Raw genomic sequence first — 18,007 nt, 5'->3', positions numbered from 1 at the left:
ACGAAGTAGAAGACGGCGGCCGCCGGTAGATCGTCCCACCCTCGGTCCTCACGAGACCGATCTCGTAGCTGGATCGCCGGCCGGCCGCCTGTCGCATTAGCCCGAACAGTCGCCAGAGCTGTTTTAACAAGCTCGCATATGCAAGGAAGGGTAATCGATGGAAAACCATTTGCAAAGTACTTGGATTGGGATCGATGTTTCCAAATACCACTGGGACATCGTCGTTGCGGGGCAACCGCAGATGCATCATTGGTCTGCCGGTCAAGAAGGATGCCAGCAACTTCGGCAGTTGTTAGTGCAGCATCAGGTGACCCACGCCTGCCTGGAAGCCACGGGAGGTTGTGAACGCATGCTAGTCGACTTCCTTCGCGAGCAAGGGATTGCGGTGAGTGTCGTCAATCCACGTCAGATTCGCGACTTCGCCCGCGCGCAAGGTCAGCTCGCCAAGACCGATCGCCTCGACGCGCTGGTGATCGCCCGCTATGCCGTGTTGATGCAGCCCAAAGAAACCCAAAAACCCTCGGAAAACGAGCAAAAACTCCGCTCCCTCCGAACTCGTCGTCAGCAGGTGAGTGATGCTCTGACACGGGAAAAGAATCGGCGAGGCACGCAGCGAGATGAGCAGGTGCGTCAGTCGATCGAAGAAGCGATCGACTTCTACCAACGACAACTGGAGCAGCTCGACCAACAGATTCAACAGCTCATCAAAGCCGATCCTCAGTTTCAAGAACGCTCGTCGCTGCTAGTCACGGTGCCTGGCGTAGGAACGACGACGGCGGCGGCCTTGCTCGCCGATATGCCGGAGTTGGGCACTCTCAATCGTCGCGAAGTGGCACGCTTGGCAGGGCTGGCACCGATCAACCGCGACAGCGGAACCTTGCGTGGCAAGCGTATGATTGGCGGCGGTCGAGCGGCGGTGCGTCAGGGACTCTACATGGCCACTCTTGTGGCCACCCAGCACAACCCGATTATCCGCGAACACTACCAGCAACTTCTGCAGCGAGGCAAAGCCAAGATGACCGCTCTCACCGCCTGCATGCGAAAACTACTGCTGATACTCAATGCCATGATCAAAACAAAAACGGACTGGAAATGCTCCAAAGAGACTTGAACTTTAAGACAGTCGCTACTATCCTTTCTAACTTCCAACTCCCAACCCCTAACTCCCATCTCAAAATAGTTTCCCATGGGTGGGAATCTATTTTGGGCAACTATCGCAGAGATGTTGATGCAACTCATTGCTAACAAACGACTTGCGATTGATTCCCAGCGGGAAAATAGATTCCCACTCGATGCGTTTTGGGAAATGGGAATCTATTCGGGAGCGAAAACCACTGGTTTTATAGAGTGGGCGAAGATTCAATTTTCCCATCGGTGGGTAAATTGGGAATCTATTTGCCCAGCAGTGGGAAACTATCGTCGGTCTTGGGAATCTATCGAGTCGGTGCTGGGAAACTATCCCGCGGAGGATGGTGAGGAGCATGGGGGTTCGCGCATGCGGGGGCGAATGGGCTCCCTGGGGAAAGCGGGTCGAAAAGGACGCAAGGGTCCTTTTTTTCTGGTCCCGGCGCGGGAGTTTCGCTACAATGCGTGACCCTACCGGTAGCGCGATTTGTAGCGACTACCACCGACGCCCGCCGCTTTGCCCACCCTGCGATTCCTTCAAGAGGTTGATGATGCGCGTTTCTAGCTCCAAGCTTACCCTTGCTGCACTGGTTTGCTGTGTTGCGTTTGTGGTCGCAGCCGGTGTGGTGGAACTCGGCGGATTGGCGTTTGCCGATCAGGAGCCCGCGGAGGAAACGAAGATCGTACCAGTCGCGGTCGAAGGAACCACGGCCAAGATCGGCCCGGCGAACACCCGCGTCGACTTTGTTGGGATCCACACCGGCAACGATCCGAAACCACGCCTGGGGGGCTTCAAGAAGTTCCAAGGGGTGCTGGTAGTGGAAGGCGATGCGCTGAAGACCATCAGCGTGGAGTTCGAGATTGGTTCGATCTGGACCGAGTTCGATAAGCTCACGCAGCATCTGCAAGCGGCCGACTTCTTTCATGTCGAAGAGTACCCGACCGCGTCGTTCAAGAGCACCAAGATTGAGCCGGCCGACAAGCCAGGCATGGTGGACGTGACCGGCGTGATGAACATGCATGGCACTGATAGCGAGATCACTTTTCCCGCGAAGGTGCGTTACTCGGAAGAGGGCATAGTGCTCGATAGCGAGTTCAAGCTCGATCGCACCGCGTTCGGCATGTCGGATCACCTTGACGGCGTTGCCAAGCTGGTCGACGTGCATGTGGTCGTCGGTCAGGCAACCGACAAAGTGAAGGAAGCACCAAGCGAAGAGAAAGCGACTCCCGCCGAAACGGGCGAGGCTCCCAAGTCGGGCCTGGCAGTTGGTCAGTCGGTCGAGCCGTGGACTCCGATGCATGTTTCGGGACCTGATAAGGGAACGCGTACCTGCCCGCTCTGCACTTACTTGGCGCGGCCAGCCATCGTGGTGTTTGCCAAAGATGGGGCGACCACCGAGAAGCTGGTTGCCGATGTTGAGAAGCTGCTGGCCAAGCATCAGTCGGCCGAACTGAAGGGGTTTGTCGCGGTGCTGGATGCCTCGCCGGGTCGGTTGGAAACGCTTGCGACCGAGCAAGGCTTGAAGCGGACCGCGCTCTGCTATCCCGACGCCCAAACTGGTCTGAAAGATTTGGCTGCGTACCAGATTGATCCCGAAGTCAACAACACGGTCATGATCTACAAAGACTACAAAGTGGTCGCCAATTGGGTGGATCTCGACGCGGCCAATCTGAAAGAGTTCGACGCGGCCGTCGCAAACATGGTGAAGTAACACGGCGCGACAAAACCGCTTGCTGGCAGGCGTTTTGTTGTTTGTGGCGTGATCGCTCCGTGGTAGGATATTCAGTAGTTCACCCCACCCTCAACCGAGAGTGGGTATTTGTGACCTGCTTATCATCCTTACTCTCATCTGCGGTACACACCAATGTCCAGTAATCCCTTCGAGTCACCTCAAGAACAACAAGTCACCGGATTGCTGAGCGGTGACCGCGACGACCTCCGTAAAGTTGCCCAGTATCAGAAGGGTATCTTGGTCTGCATACTGTTATACTTCTGTGCTGTTTTCGCTCAGTTTGCTGTTCCAGCAGAAGTGGTACTCATCGTGGGTTTAGTCGCATTTGCGGCCGCCATTGCGGGGGCGGTGTTCACCTTTTTGCTGGCGGTCAAAACCTATGGAACCGTGCTGGGGATCATTCTGGGATTCCTTTGCCTGGTACCGCTCTTGGGTCTGCTGATTCTGCTGATCGTCAACGGCAAAGCGACCACGATCCTCCGCAACAACAACATCAAAGTCGGCTTGCTGGGGGCCGACCCTTCGTCGATCTAGCGGTTGAAACTGGGAGAGTTAGATCTTCAGCAACTGACCGATGGCTTGCACGAACTCCTCGACGTTCGGCCGGGGGCCGTCGCCGTAGTTGGAGTGGCTGCTCGTATCCCATTCACAAAGAACTGTCCGCGGAGTGTTATCGAGTTGAAAACCCTTTTCGAGCGTAAAGTACCGGGCGTCGACCGGCTCGCCTTCGCGGATGTCGGGCGTGTCGATCAACGCGACCAACGCCACCATGTGGGCGTGGGCTATCTCGTGCGGGTCGGGCAATTCGACTACCGCACAGGAGTAGTCACCGATTCGGACCGGCTGCACGCGAATCGCGTCGGCGTCGAACGACGTCTTGCGACCACAGTTCTCGGCAACGTTGTCGAGCACATCTTCAAAGAACAACTTGCTGTCAGGCGACATGACGATGGCGAGAAACTCAAGCGGCTGCGCGAGCGCGAACATTCGCAGTGCGTAGTGAGCAAACGCGTAGTCGGGCGAAAGACCATCGTCGGCCGACGGCGGTGCCTTGGATTTCCGCCCTAAGAAACTGAATAAGCCCATCGTGACAGCCCCCTGTTCCGATTTGGAAAAGCAATAGTCCGGTCGATCGCTCTAGTGTACCCGCAGTGAGGGGTGCGATCGTAGTGGGAATAAATGGTTGACGAAATGGAGTCGGGACGTTACTTTACCGATTAGTTAATTAACCCAACGGTAAATAACGTGGTCACTGATTCCCTTAGCTCAACGTTTTCTGCTCTGGCCGATCCCACCCGGCGCGAGATTCTGCTGCATTTAGCGAGCGGAGAAGCGACGGTAAACGAGCTGGCCGAGCCGTTCGAACTCAGTTTGCCAGCGATTTCGAAGCACCTGAAGGTGCTGGAGCGGGCGGGTTTGATCGAGCGTACCCGCGACGCCCAACGGCGGCCGTGCAAGCTCGATCCCGCGCCGCTGAAGGTCGCATCGGACTGGATCGCCCAGTATCGGCAGATGTGGGAGGACCGCTTCGACCGCCTGGACGACTACTTGCAGGAACTGCAAAAAGCAAAACAACCGCCACGCAAGAAGAAGTAGTCGTAGCTTCTCAACAAGTGGATCGACGAACCAACAATAACGATACTCACAGGAGTTCAACCGTGGCTGCTGATACGCAAAGCGATGCACAGGTTTCGGGATGCGAGATGATCATCACCCGCACGTTCGATGCGCCGCGGGAGCTGGTGTGGTCGGTGCTGACCGATCCCAAACACATCGGCGAGTGGTGGGGTCCCGAGGGGTTCACGACCACCACCGAGCGGTACGAGCTTCGCGTGGGTGGCACTTGGAAGCACATGATGCACGGGCCGGATGGCACCGACTATCCGAACAAGAGTGTCTTCACCGAAGTGGTTGCTCCCGAGCGACTGGCTTACAAGCATGCGGGCGGTGATGAAGAATCGGGCGGGGTGTCGTTCACTTCGCAGATCACGCTTGAGAAGCTGAGCGAATCGCAAACCAAAGTCACCCTCCGCAACACGTTCCCCTCGCCTGAAGAAGTGCAGCGTGTGATCGAGCAGTACGGCGCGCTCGAGGGTGGTCAGCAATCGCTCGCTCGCTGGGCGGCATTTACCGAACCGCGGGCGACGCGCACCATTGTGATTACGCGAGTGTTCGACGCTCTTCGGCCGCTGGTCTGGAGTGCGTTCACCCGGCCCGAGCATATTACCCAATGGTGGGGCCCGCGTGGATTCGACACCACGGTGACCGAGTACGATTTTCGCGTCGGCGGAACCTGCAAGTACGTGATGACTGGCCCCGATGGCGCCCAGTATCCGGTGAAAGGTCAGGTGCTCGAACTCGAGCGGGGCGAGAAACTGGTGATGACCGATGAGTTCGACGAGGGCTTCGACGCCGGTGGAGCCGACTTGCCAACTGGCATCATCACCTCGTTTCTGTTCGACGATCTCGGCGAGCAAACACGACTCACGATGTTGATCGAGCACGACTCGGTCGAAAGTCGCGAGCAGCATGCGAAGATGGGAGTTACCGAGGGATGGGGATCGAGCTTCGATTGCATGGACGATCACCTGCAGTTGCTCACTGGTACCGATCCCTATGCACTGAGTTTGAAGGTGTTATCGGATACCGAAGTGGAGCTGACCCGACGGTTCGATGCCCCTCGAGAATTGGTGTTCCAGGCGCTCACTTCAGCGGAACATCTACAGCGATGGTGGGGCTGCCGAGAGTTCGAGTGCACCACGTGCGAGGTTGACTTCCGCGTCGGGGGGCAATGGCGGATCGTGCAACGCGCGCCCGACGGCACCGAGCATCCCTTTTGCGGTGAGTACTTGGAGATCGACTCGCCGAATCGTTACGCGAATACGTTCATCTACGATGTCGACTTCATTCGCGATCATCCCTCGATCGAAACGATCACGCTCACCGAAACCGATGGCCAGACCCTGTTGGTGAACCACATCAAGTACGACTCGGTCGAATCTCGCGATGGTCACATGGGTTCGGGCATGGAGTCGGGCGCGACCGAATCGATGGATCGTCTCGGCGAATTGCTACTGGTGATGGACAAGTAGTGCTTACGACTCGCTTACTTCGTAATCGTCCAGCTTCTTTTTGAGCGTGGTGCGATGCAGCCCGAGCGCCCGGGCGGCGGGGGCGTATTCGTTGGCGTAATGGTTCATCGCTCGCAGCAAGAGCGGGCGTTCGACTTCGCTGAGTAGCAGGCTGTGCACGTTGCCGGTGGCTTCGGGGTCGTTCAGCAGTTCCTCAGCCCGGCGGAACAACAACTCGGCCAACTGGGTTTGCACATCTGCTGTGGTCACCGTGTCGTCGCCCAGAGCAGGGTGCGGGGTGGGGAGATGCTCAGGCGTGATCACCCCCGACCGGCATACCACCTGGGCGTGCTCCACCGCATTCCGCAGTTCGCGAACATTGCCATGCCAAGGTCGGCGACGGAGCTCCACGATGGCAGGGTCGCTGAAGGTCTGCGGGGCATGAGGTCGGCGTGCTGCAAAGTGCTGCGCGAGGAGCGGAATATCGTTCGCCCGCTCGCGAAGTGGTGGAATGGTGATTTCGAACGCGGCTAACCGGAAATACAAGTCGTGACGAAACGTTCCCGATTGCACGCACTGTTTGAGCGACTGATGCGACGCACCGATGATGCGGAACCGGGTTTGCACTGGTTGATCGGCACCCACCGGCAACACTTCGCCCTCTTCGACCGCTCGTAACAATTTGACCTGCAGTGGCAACGGAATGTCGGCCACTTCGTCGAGGAACAGCGTGCCGCCGTTGGCTTGTACCAACAGACCATCGCGGGCGCGGCTGGCTCCGGTAAACGCCCCGGCGGTGTGCCCGAACAGTTCCGATTCGGCCAACGATGGGCTTAGCGCAGCAATGTTCACAGCGACAAAGGGTTGGTCGGAAGCAATGCTATGGCGATGGATAGCCCGCGCGACGACTTCCTTGCCGACACCGCTCTCGCCTTGCAGTACCACACTGGTATCGGTTGCCGCGACCAGTGCGATCTGCTTGAACAGTTCCTGCATGATGGGAGTTTGCCCGATGAGCTTATCGGGGCTCGATGGCACTGCTTCGGCCGCAGGGACCTCGGCTGGCGGGGTGTACTCGAGCGCCCGCTGGATGGCCGAGCGAATCGACGCCAGGTCGAAAGGCTTCACCAGATACTCAAACGCCCCGCTCCGAACCGCCCGAACCGCGGTATCGATGTCGCCGAACGCGGTGATGATGATGATCGGGACCTGCCCGAGCGTTTTGCGAAATTGCTCGAAGGCGGTCAGTCCGTCCATCCCGGGCAGGCGGACGTCGAGCACCACCAAGTCGTAAGGCGACTCGGCAGCCAGTTTCAGCCCTTCTTCGGCCGACGCAGCAGTACCGACTTCGCAGCCGATCTGGCGGGCGAGCTTAGCGATTCCCCAGCAAATGCTTTGTTCGTCGTCGACTATCAGGATACTAGGCATGGTCGGCCGCTTCATTACTTAGGGGGATGCTCATCACGAATTGAGTCTCATTGTCAACGCGATGCCATGTAAGACTCCCTCCGCAATTCTCTGCGATATCGCGGGTAACCGCTAGCCCGAGACCGACTCCTTCCGGCTTATCGGAGACAAAAGGCTCAAATAGCGATTCGGACAACCGATCGGGTGGCCCGTCGCCCGAATCAGAGACTACTAGTTTTACATGGGGACACGCAGAATCCCTAGTAAGTTCAACCCGAACGTAACCATTGGTTCCAGTGGTAGCGGAACGTTGCCGAGCGGCATCCATCGCGTTGAGCACCAGATTCATCACCGCCTGGCTGAGCTGTTCGGGGTCGGCCATCGCCTGCGTGGGGTCGGCGGGTGGCTGCCAAACGAGATCGATCCCAGCGTGCTTGGCCGACGAGCGAACCAACCCAATCAGGTCGCCAACCAACTCGCGGAGATCTACGAGCGACTTTTGTTCGCGATCCGACCGCTTGCCGAGTCGTAAATACTTCTGTAATTGACGCTCCATGAGTTGGAGTTGCTGCATGGCCATCTGCAGGCTGTCGTCGTCCCCTTCGCTCTGGCAAACCTCGCGGTGTAGTTCCACTGCCATGCGACAACCGGTTGCCGCGTTACGCATCTCGTGGGCGAGGCCCGAACCCAAGATCCCAAGCGTTCGCATTTGCTCGGTGCGACGGGTTTCGGCTTCGTAGTCGACCAGCCGCTGGGCGGTGCGATTCACGGCAATGGCCAGGTCCTGAGTTTCGTCTTTGACCTCCGGCACTTCCACTGGCGAGAAATCCCCATCGGCTAGTCGCTCGACCTCGGTACCGAGTTGGCCGAGCACGCGATTGATGCGGGCCGCAATGAACTGCGTGGTGAGTACCACCGCCAGCACGGTGGCCATACCGACCAACAGCGGCGGCAGAAACACCGCCCGCCAGGCAGTATTGAAGTCGCCCTGTGGAAACAGCATGTGGAGCACCTGAGTGGAATCGCCACCCCGACGGTCGGCCATCTGCAAACTCGCCAGGTAGTAGAACACGCCATTGAGTTCGACCACTTCTCCGAGCGAAACCTCTTCGGCATGCTTGGCAACTGGCTTGCCGCTGAGCGAGTCGACATTGCCCACTTCCTCTTCATGGCTCGAAGCCACTGGCAGCCCGCGGGAGTTCACGAGTACAAACTCGGCTCCGGCCAAATGGCTCATGTCGTGCAGCACCGCGTCGGTCAGGGGGAAGCCACTGCCTGCCAGCACCGCGGCCACGCCTTGCAGTTGCTCCTCGACGCGAGTGCGGGTGTCGATCGTCGCCCGACGTGCATAGTAGGCCGAGATGGCGGCCAAACTGGCGAGGGCCACCACGATCAACGGCACCATGAACTGATAACGAATGGGCAGACGCAACGCGCGGTGACTCCAAGCAGGGAAAGGGACTCCCAGTAATAACAGGGCTTCAATCTTTGAGTATACCCACCGGTTTTGCCGGATGCCTTGCTCGTTTGCCAGAAAGCACGCCGGCTATCAATAGACACATCAGCAGTAGGGGTTTGGTGGATGGCTCGGGCACTGCGGCCATGGTGGGGGCAACTGCGGGATCCATCAAATGGTCGCGCCATACCGTATAGTCGGCCAGGTCGACCTGACCATCGCTGTTACCATCGGCCAGGTTGCCGCCGGCAAAGTTGGTAAGGTCGCTGCCGAACTGTTCTTTCCAGACCGCGTAGTCGTCGAGATCCACCTGCCCGTCGTAATTGTAGTCGCCTGGCAAAATCAGCTCGTGCTGATTCGCATCGACCCAGGCGTAGGCAGCCTCGACCGATTCCAACGAGTTACTCGCGAGTGGAAAGGTGCTGGCAAGCACGAAGAACGGATCCGACGGGGTGGCTCCCGCCATTCGCAGCCGCATGGCGATCAGGTACGCCCCCTCCGGCACCGTGGTCGGCAGCACCCCGTCGCCATCGTCGAGCAGGTAATAGTTGTGATAGTGCAGTCGCAAGCGATCGTCGGTGGTCGAGGTCGTGCCGAGCAAGGCACCAGGCACCAACTCGGCAGTGCCAGTTACGGTGGCCGACTGCGAGTCGTCGATGTTGTACAAGCTCATCGTCACGCCTGCCTGCGGGACTTGCTCGAACTGAACGCTGTCGATCGAGGTACCTTGGCCATCCCAGTACCACAGGTTCGAAGTCGCCCCGTTGATGGTCATTGGCAGGAAGTCCCAATAGATGTCGGTTCCTTTCGGCAACGCCTCGGTTCCCTCCGGTGGATTCGACAACGACAGATACGACGGCAAATCCTGGGCGTAAGTCACGCTGTTGAGCAGACTGGTGAATACGTTGGTCTCGAAGTTCGGCGGCATCCCCGTTTGTTCCGAGTCGGCCCCGACATCGATTTGACCATTCCGCAGTTGCAGCAAAACCCCTCCGTTGTGGGCCTGGCAATCACTCGCACCAATCAATCCGGCGATAGCTAGCACCGCGATGGTGGTAATCATGCATCGCATGGTTCGTTCCTCAAAGAGAAAGCACCTCGGAACCACCCGACGAGCGTGCGATTCCGAGGTGAAGGAAGGTTGGTTAGGCACGACGCATCCGCGAACCGATCGCCACCGCGAGTCCAGCCGCTGTGAGCAGCAGCCCGCTGGTCGGCTCGGGCACGGGGAGCGTGCGAGCGAAGCTCACCGCGTCGGCGTAGAACGTGTAGTCGGTGCCTTGGTACACGGGGGCTTCGGCGAGCGTTCCATCGAGGTATTCTCGCACCAGCTCACCAACCGCGACACCGTTATTGGCATCCGATTCGGCATTGCCGGTGTAAAGCGTGTCGTCCTTGAGAGTCACCAGATAGTAAGGATCGGACTCTTCGAGTGTGTCGATGCTCACGGTCGCTTTCGCCAGATAGATGCCGTTGGGCACGTCGCTATCGCCGACCACGCCAAACCAGGGGTGCGAGTGGTGGCCGCCATCGATGTCGGTGTCCTGCGGCATCGGAGCGTACCCGCCGGTCACCTGCACAGTGCTCGCGGGCTGGAAATCAAGCTCGCCGGAACCATCCCAGTACCAAACATCGGAGACATTCGCGTACATGTTTGCCAGCGCCGGCAGCGAACCTTCATTCGCGTCGAAACCTGGTTCCTGCGTCGCAAACGTGTAAGGCACGCCGAGCAGACCGCTGCTGGGGGTATGCGGAATCAGTACCGCTTGAAACACGCTAACGGTGGGGTCGAAGTACTCTTGTTCTTCGTCGTTATCGTCGAGCACGGCAAAACCAACGTCGACTTGGCCATCGGTCTGGAACAAAGCGATGTCGCCTCCGCCGCCGTGGGCAAGTGACTCGTTGGCGAAGCTCGCTATTGCACCGCCGACCAGACAAACCAACGCCACTCGTAATATAGATAGATTCATTAGATTCTCATTCATTAGGTAGTATCATTGGAAGACGAACGTCCCGTGTGTCGTGCCGCTGCAAATTTGCAGCACACGCAATACAGCGTTCGGTGACAGGAGTGGTGAACTTCGCGCAGCAGGGCCTAGCGACTAGCGAGGCAAGGCGAAGTTGGTGCCTTCGGCACACCACTCAGCAATTTGTTGTTGCGAAATCACCTGCACATGCCCATCGGCGTACAGGTAATTGGCGACCTTTCCTCCATGGCGGTCGAGCGCGATCTCCTTCTCGACTTCCGAGAGAATGGCAAAGTGAGGGGCCCCACGATTCGCGAGATTCACCTCCGTGAACCAGGCATACGAATGCACGTGGTCGTAGTGCATACTGAGCCGCGCGGCGACTCCTTCGACCATCAACAACGTGTCGTGCGTCTGTCGCAGATCGTAGAGACTGCTCATCAGCCCCTCGTTCGACTGGCGAACCGCTTGCGCTAGCACCGGCGGTAGACCGGTAGTATCGACCTGCTTTGGTTCGCGCAGGTAGCCATTCATGGCGTAACTGGTCGCGGTGTCTTCGAGTTTCTCCAGGCGAGACACATCCTCGGAGCATAACCGCAATTCATCGACGTTTTCCGTATAAGGCGCCAAGGTCGCGATCCAAGACTTGGCTTCCTCGGCCGAGTTGCTTTGATCGGCATTGTGGTAAGCCATCAGCGGAAACCGACCGTCGTGCGTCTCGGCGTACTGATGAATGGCCAACCCTAACTGCCGCATGTTGTTTGCGCATTGGGTGCGCCGGGCACTACCGCGGGCCGACTGAATCGCCGGCAACAGCAGTGCTACCAAGACACCAATGATCGCAATCACAACCAACAACTCCACGAGCGTGAAGCCAGATGGCTTGCGCATAGCATGCATCCTTTCCCCGAGCACCAATTGGGTGCCGTGGCTAACACTCATGCCGATGCATGAGTCTTTCGAGATGAAAGTTCGTTACGCCAGGGAGTTTGAGGGAGGTCCCCGCGGTAAACAGGCGGAGATGGCGTCCAATGCGCGAGGTCGCCAAACAACGACCCGGAGAAACTGACCGTTGAGATTCGTCGGTTGCACCAGCGCCGGCAAAGCGGCCGAGTGCTTTAAGCTGGCGATCAGCGATAACGCAGGGCAGGCGTGGGGCTCGTGCGGGGTGAGCGTCGCCCGGGCTGCCGGGCCAGCGACGTCTGGTGCGTGCTCCTGCGAAGTCTCTTCGACCTCGTGAGTGTGCAGATGCCAGTGAAAGTCGGGACCATGCACATGGCCATACTGCTCGACATGACGATGGGTCGTCGAGTGGAGGTCCGCAGCGTGAGCGGCCGCGTGACTCGTGGCCAGTAGCGACAACTGCCAATGGTGCAGCGACTCACCGGCTGCTCCCACCATGGTGTGCAACATGGCAAGCAGCAGGGCCGTCGTTTTGACGAGTCGCGAGCGGACCATGAGAACGTGGGAGCCAAGCAAAGGTGGGACGAAGGTGCACGTCGCCGCAGGCGCACCGAGGGTCCACAGTATGCCACAGGATCGGCCGGAGCGAAAGCATGTTGGCAAAATAAGCAAAATGGGGGATACCGAAGGGGCACGGGCGGCGTCCCTTCGGTTCCTGTTGTGCTTGTTTTGCGACAGCAGTTAGACGTCAAGATTCCTGACGTCGAGCGCGTGCTTCTGGATGAACTCCCGGCGGGGCTCCACCTGGTCGCCCATCAACACGCGGAACAAATCGTCGGCCGCCCCGGCATCTTCCATGCGAACCTGCATCAGCGTGCGGTTACCGGGGTCGAGCGTGGTTTCGCGAAGTTCCTCGGCGTTCATTTCGCCCAGCCCCTTAAAGCGGGTGATCTGCAACCCTTTTTCACCCGCCGAGCGAATGGCTCCTGGCAGGCCGCGGAGGTCTTCCAGGCCGGTTTCGTTGTCGCCCCGACGGAGCGTGTAACGCGAACCTTCTTCGCCGGTCCGCTCCTGAGGAATCAACGCATCGATCTCGAAACCCATCTCTCGCAGATCGCCCAGCAACGTGTTGATGGTTCGCACCTCGTGCAGTTCGATGATTCGCAGTCGCGTCACTGGCACTTCGGGCGATTCGCTGGCCTCCCCGTTTTCGTTGTTGTCGATTTGCAGTCCCGCTGTGCCGGAGTCGATCACGAGCTCGCCTTCGGTCGATTCTTCCTGCTGCTTGACGAACTCGTCGAGCTCGTCGCGATCCTTGAACCAATGTTCGGCCGAACCGAGCAGCACGTGGAACACTGGCAGCTTGCCGCTCACGGGATCTTGCCGTACTGCGTGCAGCTTCAGGCCGATGCCTCGCCGTTCGAGGGCGAGGATGGCATCTTCCAGCGCGGCCAGCGTGCGGACCAGCTTGCTCATGTTCTCACCATCGATCATGCGACCATCGCCGGGATCGAACACCGAATCGCCGAGACCGAGGTCGAGCAGTTGGGTTTTCATTTCTTCTTCGGTCTGCACGTACGTGGTCTTCTTCCCCTTCCGCACCCGGAACAGTGGCGGCTGGGCGACGTACACGTGGCCGCGGGCAACCAGGTCGTACATCTGGCGATAGAAGAACGTCAGCAGCAGCGTGCGAATGTGCGAACCGTCGACGTCGGCGTCGGTCATGATCACAACCCGGCCGTAACGACGTTTGGTCACGTCTTGCTCGGCCCCGATGCCGATGCCGACCGCGGAAATCATGTTGCGAATTTCTTCGCTCGCCAGCACTTTATCTTCGCGGCTTTTGTACGCGTTGATAATCTTACCCCGCAAGGGAAGAATCGCCTGGTACTCCCGCATGCGACCACCTTCGGCCGATCCACCGGCCGAATCACCTTCCACAAGGAACAGTTCGCACTTATCGACATCCTTGCTCGAACAGTCGCGAAGCTTGCCCGGCAAACCACCGCCAGAGAGGGCACCCTTGCGCTCGCGGAGCAACGCCTTGGCTTTGCGGGCCGCTTCGCGGGCTTCGACCGCGGTGATTGCTTTATTAACAATCGTCTTTGCTGTTTTGGGATTCTCCTCAAAATACTTGGAAAGGAACTCGCCGAAGATCGAGTTGACGATGCCTTCGACTTCGCCGTTGCCGAGTTTGGTTTTGGTTTGGCCTTCGAACTGCGGATGTGGCACCCGGCAGCTAATCACCGCGGTAAGACCTTCGCGTACGTCGTCGCCCGAGGGAACCAGATCCTTGAACATACCAGCGTTTTTACCGTAGTTGTTCAAGCAACGCGTGAGTGCCGAGCGGAAGCCCGACATGTGAGTACCACCTTCGGTGGTGTTGATGTTGTTGACGTACGAGTGGACGTTTTCGGTGAATTCGCTGGAGTATTGCAGTGCAATCTCGACCGTCACCCCTTCCAATTCGCCCGAAACATAGAGCACATCGGGATGCACCGCTTCGCTTGCCCGGTTCAGATGCTCCACGAACTGGCGGATACCATCTTCGTACTGGAACGACTCCGTTTCGCCGGTGCGGGCGTCGGTAATCGTGATGCGCACGCCTTGGTTCAGGAAGGCCAGTTCCTGCAACCGCTTGAGCAACGTCGAGTAGTTGTACTTGGTCGTTTGAAAAATCTGCGGATCGGGTTTAAACGTGGTGCGTGTGCCTCGTTTCTTGGTAGCTCCCACTCGGCGAACCGGGCCCTTCGGCACCCCTCGTTCGTACTCCTGATGATGCACGTGCCCGTCGCGCGAGACATCGACTTCCGACCATTCGCTCAGAAAGTTCACCACGGTCACACCGACGCCGTGCAAACCACCGGAGGTCTGATAAGCACCTTTGGAGAACTTACCACCGAACTTCAGCACGGTCATCACGCCTTCGAGCGTGGAGACTTCGCGATCCATCAACTCGGAGAGCTGAGCATGGCGCTCCACTGGGATGCCACGGCCGTCGTCTTCAACGGTTACCGATCCATCGCCGTTGATGATTACCTGCACTTCATTGGCGTAGCCGGCCATCGCTTCGTCGATGGAGTTATCGACCACTTCGTACACCAGGTGATGCAAACCACGCGCGGTGGTATCGCCGATGTACATACTGGGGCGTTCGCGAACGTGCTCCAGGTCGCTTAAGTGTTCCAGGTCTTCTGCGTTGTATTCGCTGTTGGCCAGGCTACGCTTAATCGCCCCGTCCGGCTGAGCCTCTTCTTCGGGAGTCAATCCGTACGCTTCGTTTTCGTCTGCCATCTGTCGCTTTCGCAGGTATAAGTAATGGTGTGTTTTTTGTTGTTTGATTTGACATGCGAAGTCAAACGGCCGTGGTCAATCGCTCGTTCGGCCAGATGCTTCGGGCGGGGCTAGCCGATCGGCCCCACACGGAATCGCAAGCCGGTGATCTTGGCTTCGGGTATCGCTTGTTGCAGTTGTTTGACAATGCGGATCTGATCGAAGCTCAGTTCCTGGGCTATCGCCGAGTGGGCAACGGTTACTTCGAACTTGCCTCGTTTGATTCCGGTCGGTCGACTTCGCTTGGCAAACTGGTTGCCGACCACCCGCTCCCATGCTTCCACCAGCGCTACGTTTGCATCGTTGCAAGCGTAGCGGTTTTGAATCACCACTTGCGCGAGCACCTTGCCGAGTGCTTGCGGCTCGCGCGCATAAAACCGCTTGCGTTGCCAGTCGGCGCGACGCATCAGGTAGTCGAGTTTTTCCGTGGTTTCGTCTTGCATTTCGCGTTTGGGGTTTCTGTGACTCAAGCATCCATGGTCGGCAACCTGGCCAACGACTACCGAAGCTCTTACCGATCGCGGGCGAGCGGCATCACCACGTAGCCGTAGCCATCGTCGGTGCTGCAGACCGCTGCGGCATCGCCATTTTCGAGATCGAGCGTAAACGTCTTCTCGGCGTCGAGCACTTTGAGGAAGTCGAGCATATAGCGTGGATCGAGGGCAATCGTGATGTCGTCGCCGTCGTAGCTGATGGGGAGTTCCACGTGCGACTGGCCGATGTCGGCTGTCTTACCGGCCAGCACCAAAGTGCCGTTGCCAAAGGAGAAATCAACACCGCGGCTTTCGTCGCTCGTGACAATGGCAGCCTGACGAACTGCCGCGCCGAACGGGCCGACCGAGAGTTCGATCTTGGCCGACTCGCTGCGAGTCGGGAACACATCGCGCCAGCCAGGAAAACGCCCTTCGAGTAACCGCGTGTAGATGGTCGCCCGTGGGGTCTTCACCAGCACTTCGTTCTGTCGCACCGCGATTTGCACTTCGGCATCATCGTCGTTGACGGTTCGCTCGATCAATCGCATCGAACCAGCCGGCACGATGGTCGCTTCGCCGAACTCCATGGGGTCGCCCACTTTGTTGATCGGGCCTTCCATCTTCGACAGTCGGCGACCATCGGTACCAATGGCGATGAGCGTTTCGCCATCGCTTTCGAGCTTGATGCCGCCCAACGCGTAGCGACTGCTCTCGTTGTCGGTCGCGAACAGCGTGCGGCGAATCAGTTCCTTGAGCAGCCGCGCGGGAACTTCGTAGCACGACGATTCGTCGAAGCTCGGCACCGGCGGGTACTCGCTGGGATTCGCCACTGGCAGGTTGAACTTACTGCGCGAGCCTTTCACCGTGGTGTGCTTGCCATCGGCTTCGATCTCGATCGTCTCGTCGCTCGACTCGCGGAGGATGGATACCAGCTTATCGGTCCGCAGCAGCACGGTACCTGGCTGCTCGACTTCAATGCCTTCGACAGCAAAACGAATCCCTACTTCGAGGTCGGTTGCCATCAGCGTGCAGGCGTCGGCCGCCACATCGAGCTTGATGTTTTGCAGGATTGCCTTGGGGCTACGAGTAGGAGCTACCGGGGCGACGGTCTGAAATGCGTGAAGCAGCTTCTCTCGATTGGCAACAATCTTCATGAGGATCCCTTCGTCGTCCAATATTAAATTTTAAATTCTGTTGTTGTTATTTATAAGCCGCACAAATGTGTCGATAAGGGTCCGACGGCGATTCGTAAGTGCTTATGAGTATTCGATTTAGGTTGATATCTTAACAGTGGAAAACGCGTCGATTAGTGGTTCGCAGCTGGTCGATTCATGGTCGCCTAATGTCGACCGTTTTTTGGTGTTGTCGGCCGCGCGGGAGCAACATCAATGTTGCCTACACCGATGGTGTCCGCGAATCGACAGGTTATCCACGTATTGGTCTATTTTCTCAGTAGTCGGGTCAGGTCGTCGATCGCCGCGCGAAGTGCTGCTTCGTTTGGCAGGGATTTCTCGACTTTTCGGAAGTTGTGCATGATCGTCGTGTGGTCGCGCCCACCAAGTATTTGCCCAATTTGCTCATAACTACTGGAGGTGAGTGTACGGGCTAGGTAAATCGCAGTGGCGCGGGCCGACACGACCGCCGCGCGGCGCGAAGCACTGGTGAGCTGCTTCAGCGGGATCTCGTGATACCGGGCCACCAGGCGGACGATATCGCGGAGCGACGGGGCGTGCGACTCTTTGCGTTTGTTCAGGAAGTGGGCCAGCGTGTCGGCCTCGAAGCGGGCGCCGGGGCCAAACTGGCGAAGCATATCGGCCGCCAGACGGAACAGCTCGCGCGGTTCTGGCGGGGTTTGCTCCACCAGCAGGTCGAGGGCCGAATCGGTGAGTTGCCACAGGTTGGTCGCGGCCAGTTGCTCGAACAGCTCGCGGCGGGTTTGCGTGCCGAGCGGCGAGATTTCGATCGTCAAACCGCTGGCAAACCAGTTCGCCAGGTCGGGCAACCATTGATCGAGGTGGGCAATGGGGCGCGACGAAGTCACAATGAGCTTCTGGCCGAGCGCTTCGCGATCTTGTAGTAAATGCAGCAATTCCTGCTGAAAACTGCCACGAATCGGCAAATGATCGAGGTCGTCGATTATCAACAGCGGCACCGCAACCAGGCGATCGTGCCAGGCGCGGGCCTGGTTGGCTTCGATGGCGTCGGCAAAGTCGCGACGCAGGTCGTTGGCCACCGCGAAGCAGGCTTGCTCGTCGCCCGCCAAGTCGGCCAGTCCGGCCGCCAAATGAGTTTTGCCGCAGCCGGTCGAGCCTACCAGCACCAGCGGGCTAGTGAGCCGCGACCACGTTTCGCGGCGGGTGCGCGCCGAATCGTGCTCGAGCACCGCACACCAGGCTTGCAGAACGGCCACCAACAGGCGGTTTTCTTCGCCGGCCACGAAGCCTTGCATGCTGAGCGCAGAGCTACTTTCGTCGCGGGCGGTGAGGCGCGCGCGAGGCATCCGACGTGGCACAGGAAGCGTCGACACTCCGTTGACCAA

General features: G+C 58.6%; 16 protein-coding genes. 5 read left to right on the top strand and 11 right to left on the bottom strand.

Annotated features, from left to right (window positions below; translation table 11 throughout):
• The first annotated feature begins 157 nt into the window (after positions 1–157).
• The 3 genes from Pan181_RS00080 to Pan181_RS00070 all read left to right on the top strand — a co-directional run bounded on the left by Pan181_RS00080 (position 158) and on the right by Pan181_RS00070 (position 3,392).
• The gene (locus Pan181_RS00080) at positions 158–1,111 is read left to right on the top strand and encodes an IS110 family RNA-guided transposase (protein WP_145244891.1); all 954 of its coding nucleotides are present in this window, start codon (positions 158–160) and stop codon (positions 1,109–1,111) included.
• A 562-nt stretch (positions 1,112–1,673) separates the two neighbouring features.
• Positions 1,674–2,837 (top strand): YceI family protein, encoded by a 1,164-nt coding sequence (locus Pan181_RS00075; RefSeq protein WP_197528725.1) that lies wholly within the window; start codon positions 1,674–1,676, stop codon positions 2,835–2,837.
• A 153-nt stretch (positions 2,838–2,990) separates the two neighbouring features.
• Positions 2,991–3,392 (top strand): hypothetical protein, encoded by a 402-nt coding sequence (locus Pan181_RS00070; protein WP_145244889.1) that lies wholly within the window; start codon positions 2,991–2,993, stop codon positions 3,390–3,392.
• Between the two features lie 18 nt (positions 3,393–3,410).
• Here the strand turns inward: Pan181_RS00070 and Pan181_RS00065 are convergent, their stop codons facing one another.
• Positions 3,411–3,944, bottom strand: a complete 534-nt coding sequence (locus Pan181_RS00065) for a hypothetical protein (protein WP_145244888.1) — start codon at positions 3,942–3,944, stop codon at positions 3,411–3,413.
• Between the two features lie 159 nt (positions 3,945–4,103).
• On the opposite strand from Pan181_RS00065, the gene Pan181_RS00060 reads away from it, so the two are divergent.
• Both Pan181_RS00060 and Pan181_RS00055 read left to right on the top strand, forming a co-directional pair.
• Positions 4,104–4,454 (top strand): ArsR/SmtB family transcription factor, encoded by a 351-nt coding sequence (locus Pan181_RS00060; RefSeq protein WP_145244887.1) that lies wholly within the window; start codon positions 4,104–4,106, stop codon positions 4,452–4,454.
• Positions 4,455–4,516: 62 nt separating this feature from the next.
• Positions 4,517–5,950 (top strand): SRPBCC domain-containing protein, encoded by a 1,434-nt coding sequence (locus tag Pan181_RS00055; RefSeq protein ID WP_145244886.1) that lies wholly within the window; start codon positions 4,517–4,519, stop codon positions 5,948–5,950.
• 3 nt (positions 5,951–5,953) lie between these two features.
• On the opposite strand, the gene Pan181_RS00050 is transcribed toward Pan181_RS00055, so the two are convergent.
• The 10 genes from Pan181_RS00050 to Pan181_RS00005 form a co-directional block, all read right to left on the bottom strand.
• Positions 5,954–7,357, bottom strand: coding sequence for a sigma-54-dependent transcriptional regulator (locus tag Pan181_RS00050; protein ID WP_145244885.1), 1,404 nt, complete (start codon positions 7,355–7,357; stop codon positions 5,954–5,956).
• The gene (locus Pan181_RS00045; protein ID WP_145244884.1) at positions 7,350–8,768 is read right to left on the bottom strand and encodes a sensor histidine kinase; all 1,419 of its coding nucleotides are present in this window, start codon (positions 8,766–8,768) and stop codon (positions 7,350–7,352) included. Before Pan181_RS00045 ends, Pan181_RS00050 begins: the two co-directional genes overlap by 8 nt.
• A 49-nt stretch (positions 8,769–8,817) precedes the next feature.
• Complete coding sequence (locus tag Pan181_RS00040) at positions 8,818–9,864, bottom strand: hypothetical protein (RefSeq protein WP_145244883.1); 1,047 nt, start codon at positions 9,862–9,864, stop codon at positions 8,818–8,820.
• A gap of 73 nt (positions 9,865–9,937) precedes the next feature.
• Positions 9,938–10,777 (bottom strand): hypothetical protein, encoded by an 840-nt coding sequence (locus Pan181_RS00035; RefSeq protein WP_145244882.1) that lies wholly within the window; start codon positions 10,775–10,777, stop codon positions 9,938–9,940.
• Between the two features lie 117 nt (positions 10,778–10,894).
• Positions 10,895–11,650, bottom strand: coding sequence for a prepilin-type N-terminal cleavage/methylation domain-containing protein (locus Pan181_RS00030; RefSeq protein ID WP_145244881.1), 756 nt, complete (start codon positions 11,648–11,650; stop codon positions 10,895–10,897).
• Between the two features lie 84 nt (positions 11,651–11,734).
• The gene (locus tag Pan181_RS00025) at positions 11,735–12,238 is read right to left on the bottom strand and encodes a hypothetical protein (RefSeq protein ID WP_231943707.1); all 504 of its coding nucleotides are present in this window, start codon (positions 12,236–12,238) and stop codon (positions 11,735–11,737) included.
• A gap of 165 nt (positions 12,239–12,403) precedes the next feature.
• Positions 12,404–14,956 (bottom strand): DNA gyrase subunit B, encoded by a 2,553-nt coding sequence (locus Pan181_RS00020; RefSeq protein ID WP_145244879.1) that lies wholly within the window; start codon positions 14,954–14,956, stop codon positions 12,404–12,406.
• A gap of 110 nt (positions 14,957–15,066) precedes the next feature.
• The gene (locus tag Pan181_RS00015) at positions 15,067–15,465 is read right to left on the bottom strand and encodes a DciA family protein (protein WP_197528724.1); all 399 of its coding nucleotides are present in this window, start codon (positions 15,463–15,465) and stop codon (positions 15,067–15,069) included.
• Between the two features lie 41 nt (positions 15,466–15,506).
• On the bottom strand, positions 15,507–16,622 hold the full coding sequence (dnaN, locus tag Pan181_RS00010) for a DNA polymerase III subunit beta (protein WP_145244877.1): 1,116 nt from the start codon (positions 16,620–16,622) through the stop codon (positions 15,507–15,509).
• A 287-nt stretch (positions 16,623–16,909) separates the two neighbouring features.
• Complete coding sequence (locus Pan181_RS00005; RefSeq protein ID WP_145244876.1) at positions 16,910–17,968, bottom strand: DnaA/Hda family protein; 1,059 nt, start codon at positions 17,966–17,968, stop codon at positions 16,910–16,912.
• Positions 17,969–18,007: the final 39 nt, after the last annotated feature.

The sequence above is a fragment of the Aeoliella mucimassa genome, from assembly GCF_007748035.1.
GTDB classification, from domain to species: domain Bacteria; phylum Planctomycetota; class Planctomycetia; order Pirellulales; family Lacipirellulaceae; genus Aeoliella; species Aeoliella mucimassa.
Note: the sequence above shows the minus strand (reverse complement) of the source record. Positions and strands in the feature narration are given on the sequence as shown.

Coding starts and splice junctions, on each gene's coding strand:
- Pan181_RS00080 (WP_145244891.1), top strand. CDS start 158: ATGGAAAACCATTTGCAAAGTACTTGGATTGGGATCGATGTTTCCAAA.
- Pan181_RS00075 (WP_197528725.1), top strand. CDS start 1,674: ATGATGCGCGTTTCTAGCTCCAAGCTTACCCTTGCTGCACTGGTTTGC.
- Pan181_RS00070 (WP_145244889.1), top strand. CDS start 2,991: ATGTCCAGTAATCCCTTCGAGTCACCTCAAGAACAACAAGTCACCGGA.
- Pan181_RS00065 (WP_145244888.1), bottom strand. CDS start 3,944: ATGGGCTTATTCAGTTTCTTAGGGCGGAAATCCAAGGCACCGCCGTCG.
- Pan181_RS00050 (WP_145244885.1), bottom strand. CDS start 7,357: ATGCCTAGTATCCTGATAGTCGACGACGAACAAAGCATTTGCTGGGGA.
- Pan181_RS00040 (WP_145244883.1), bottom strand. CDS start 9,864: ATGCGATGCATGATTACCACCATCGCGGTGCTAGCTATCGCCGGATTG.
- Pan181_RS00035 (WP_145244882.1), bottom strand. CDS start 10,777: ATGAATGAGAATCTAATGAATCTATCTATATTACGAGTGGCGTTGGTT.
- Pan181_RS00030 (WP_145244881.1), bottom strand. CDS start 11,650: ATGCGCAAGCCATCTGGCTTCACGCTCGTGGAGTTGTTGGTTGTGATT.
- Pan181_RS00020 (WP_145244879.1), bottom strand. CDS start 14,956: ATGGCAGACGAAAACGAAGCGTACGGATTGACTCCCGAAGAAGAGGCT.
- dnaN (WP_145244877.1), bottom strand. CDS start 16,622: ATGAAGATTGTTGCCAATCGAGAGAAGCTGCTTCACGCATTTCAGACC.
- Pan181_RS00005 (WP_145244876.1), bottom strand. CDS start 17,968: ATGCCTCGCGCGCGCCTCACCGCCCGCGACGAAAGTAGCTCTGCGCTC.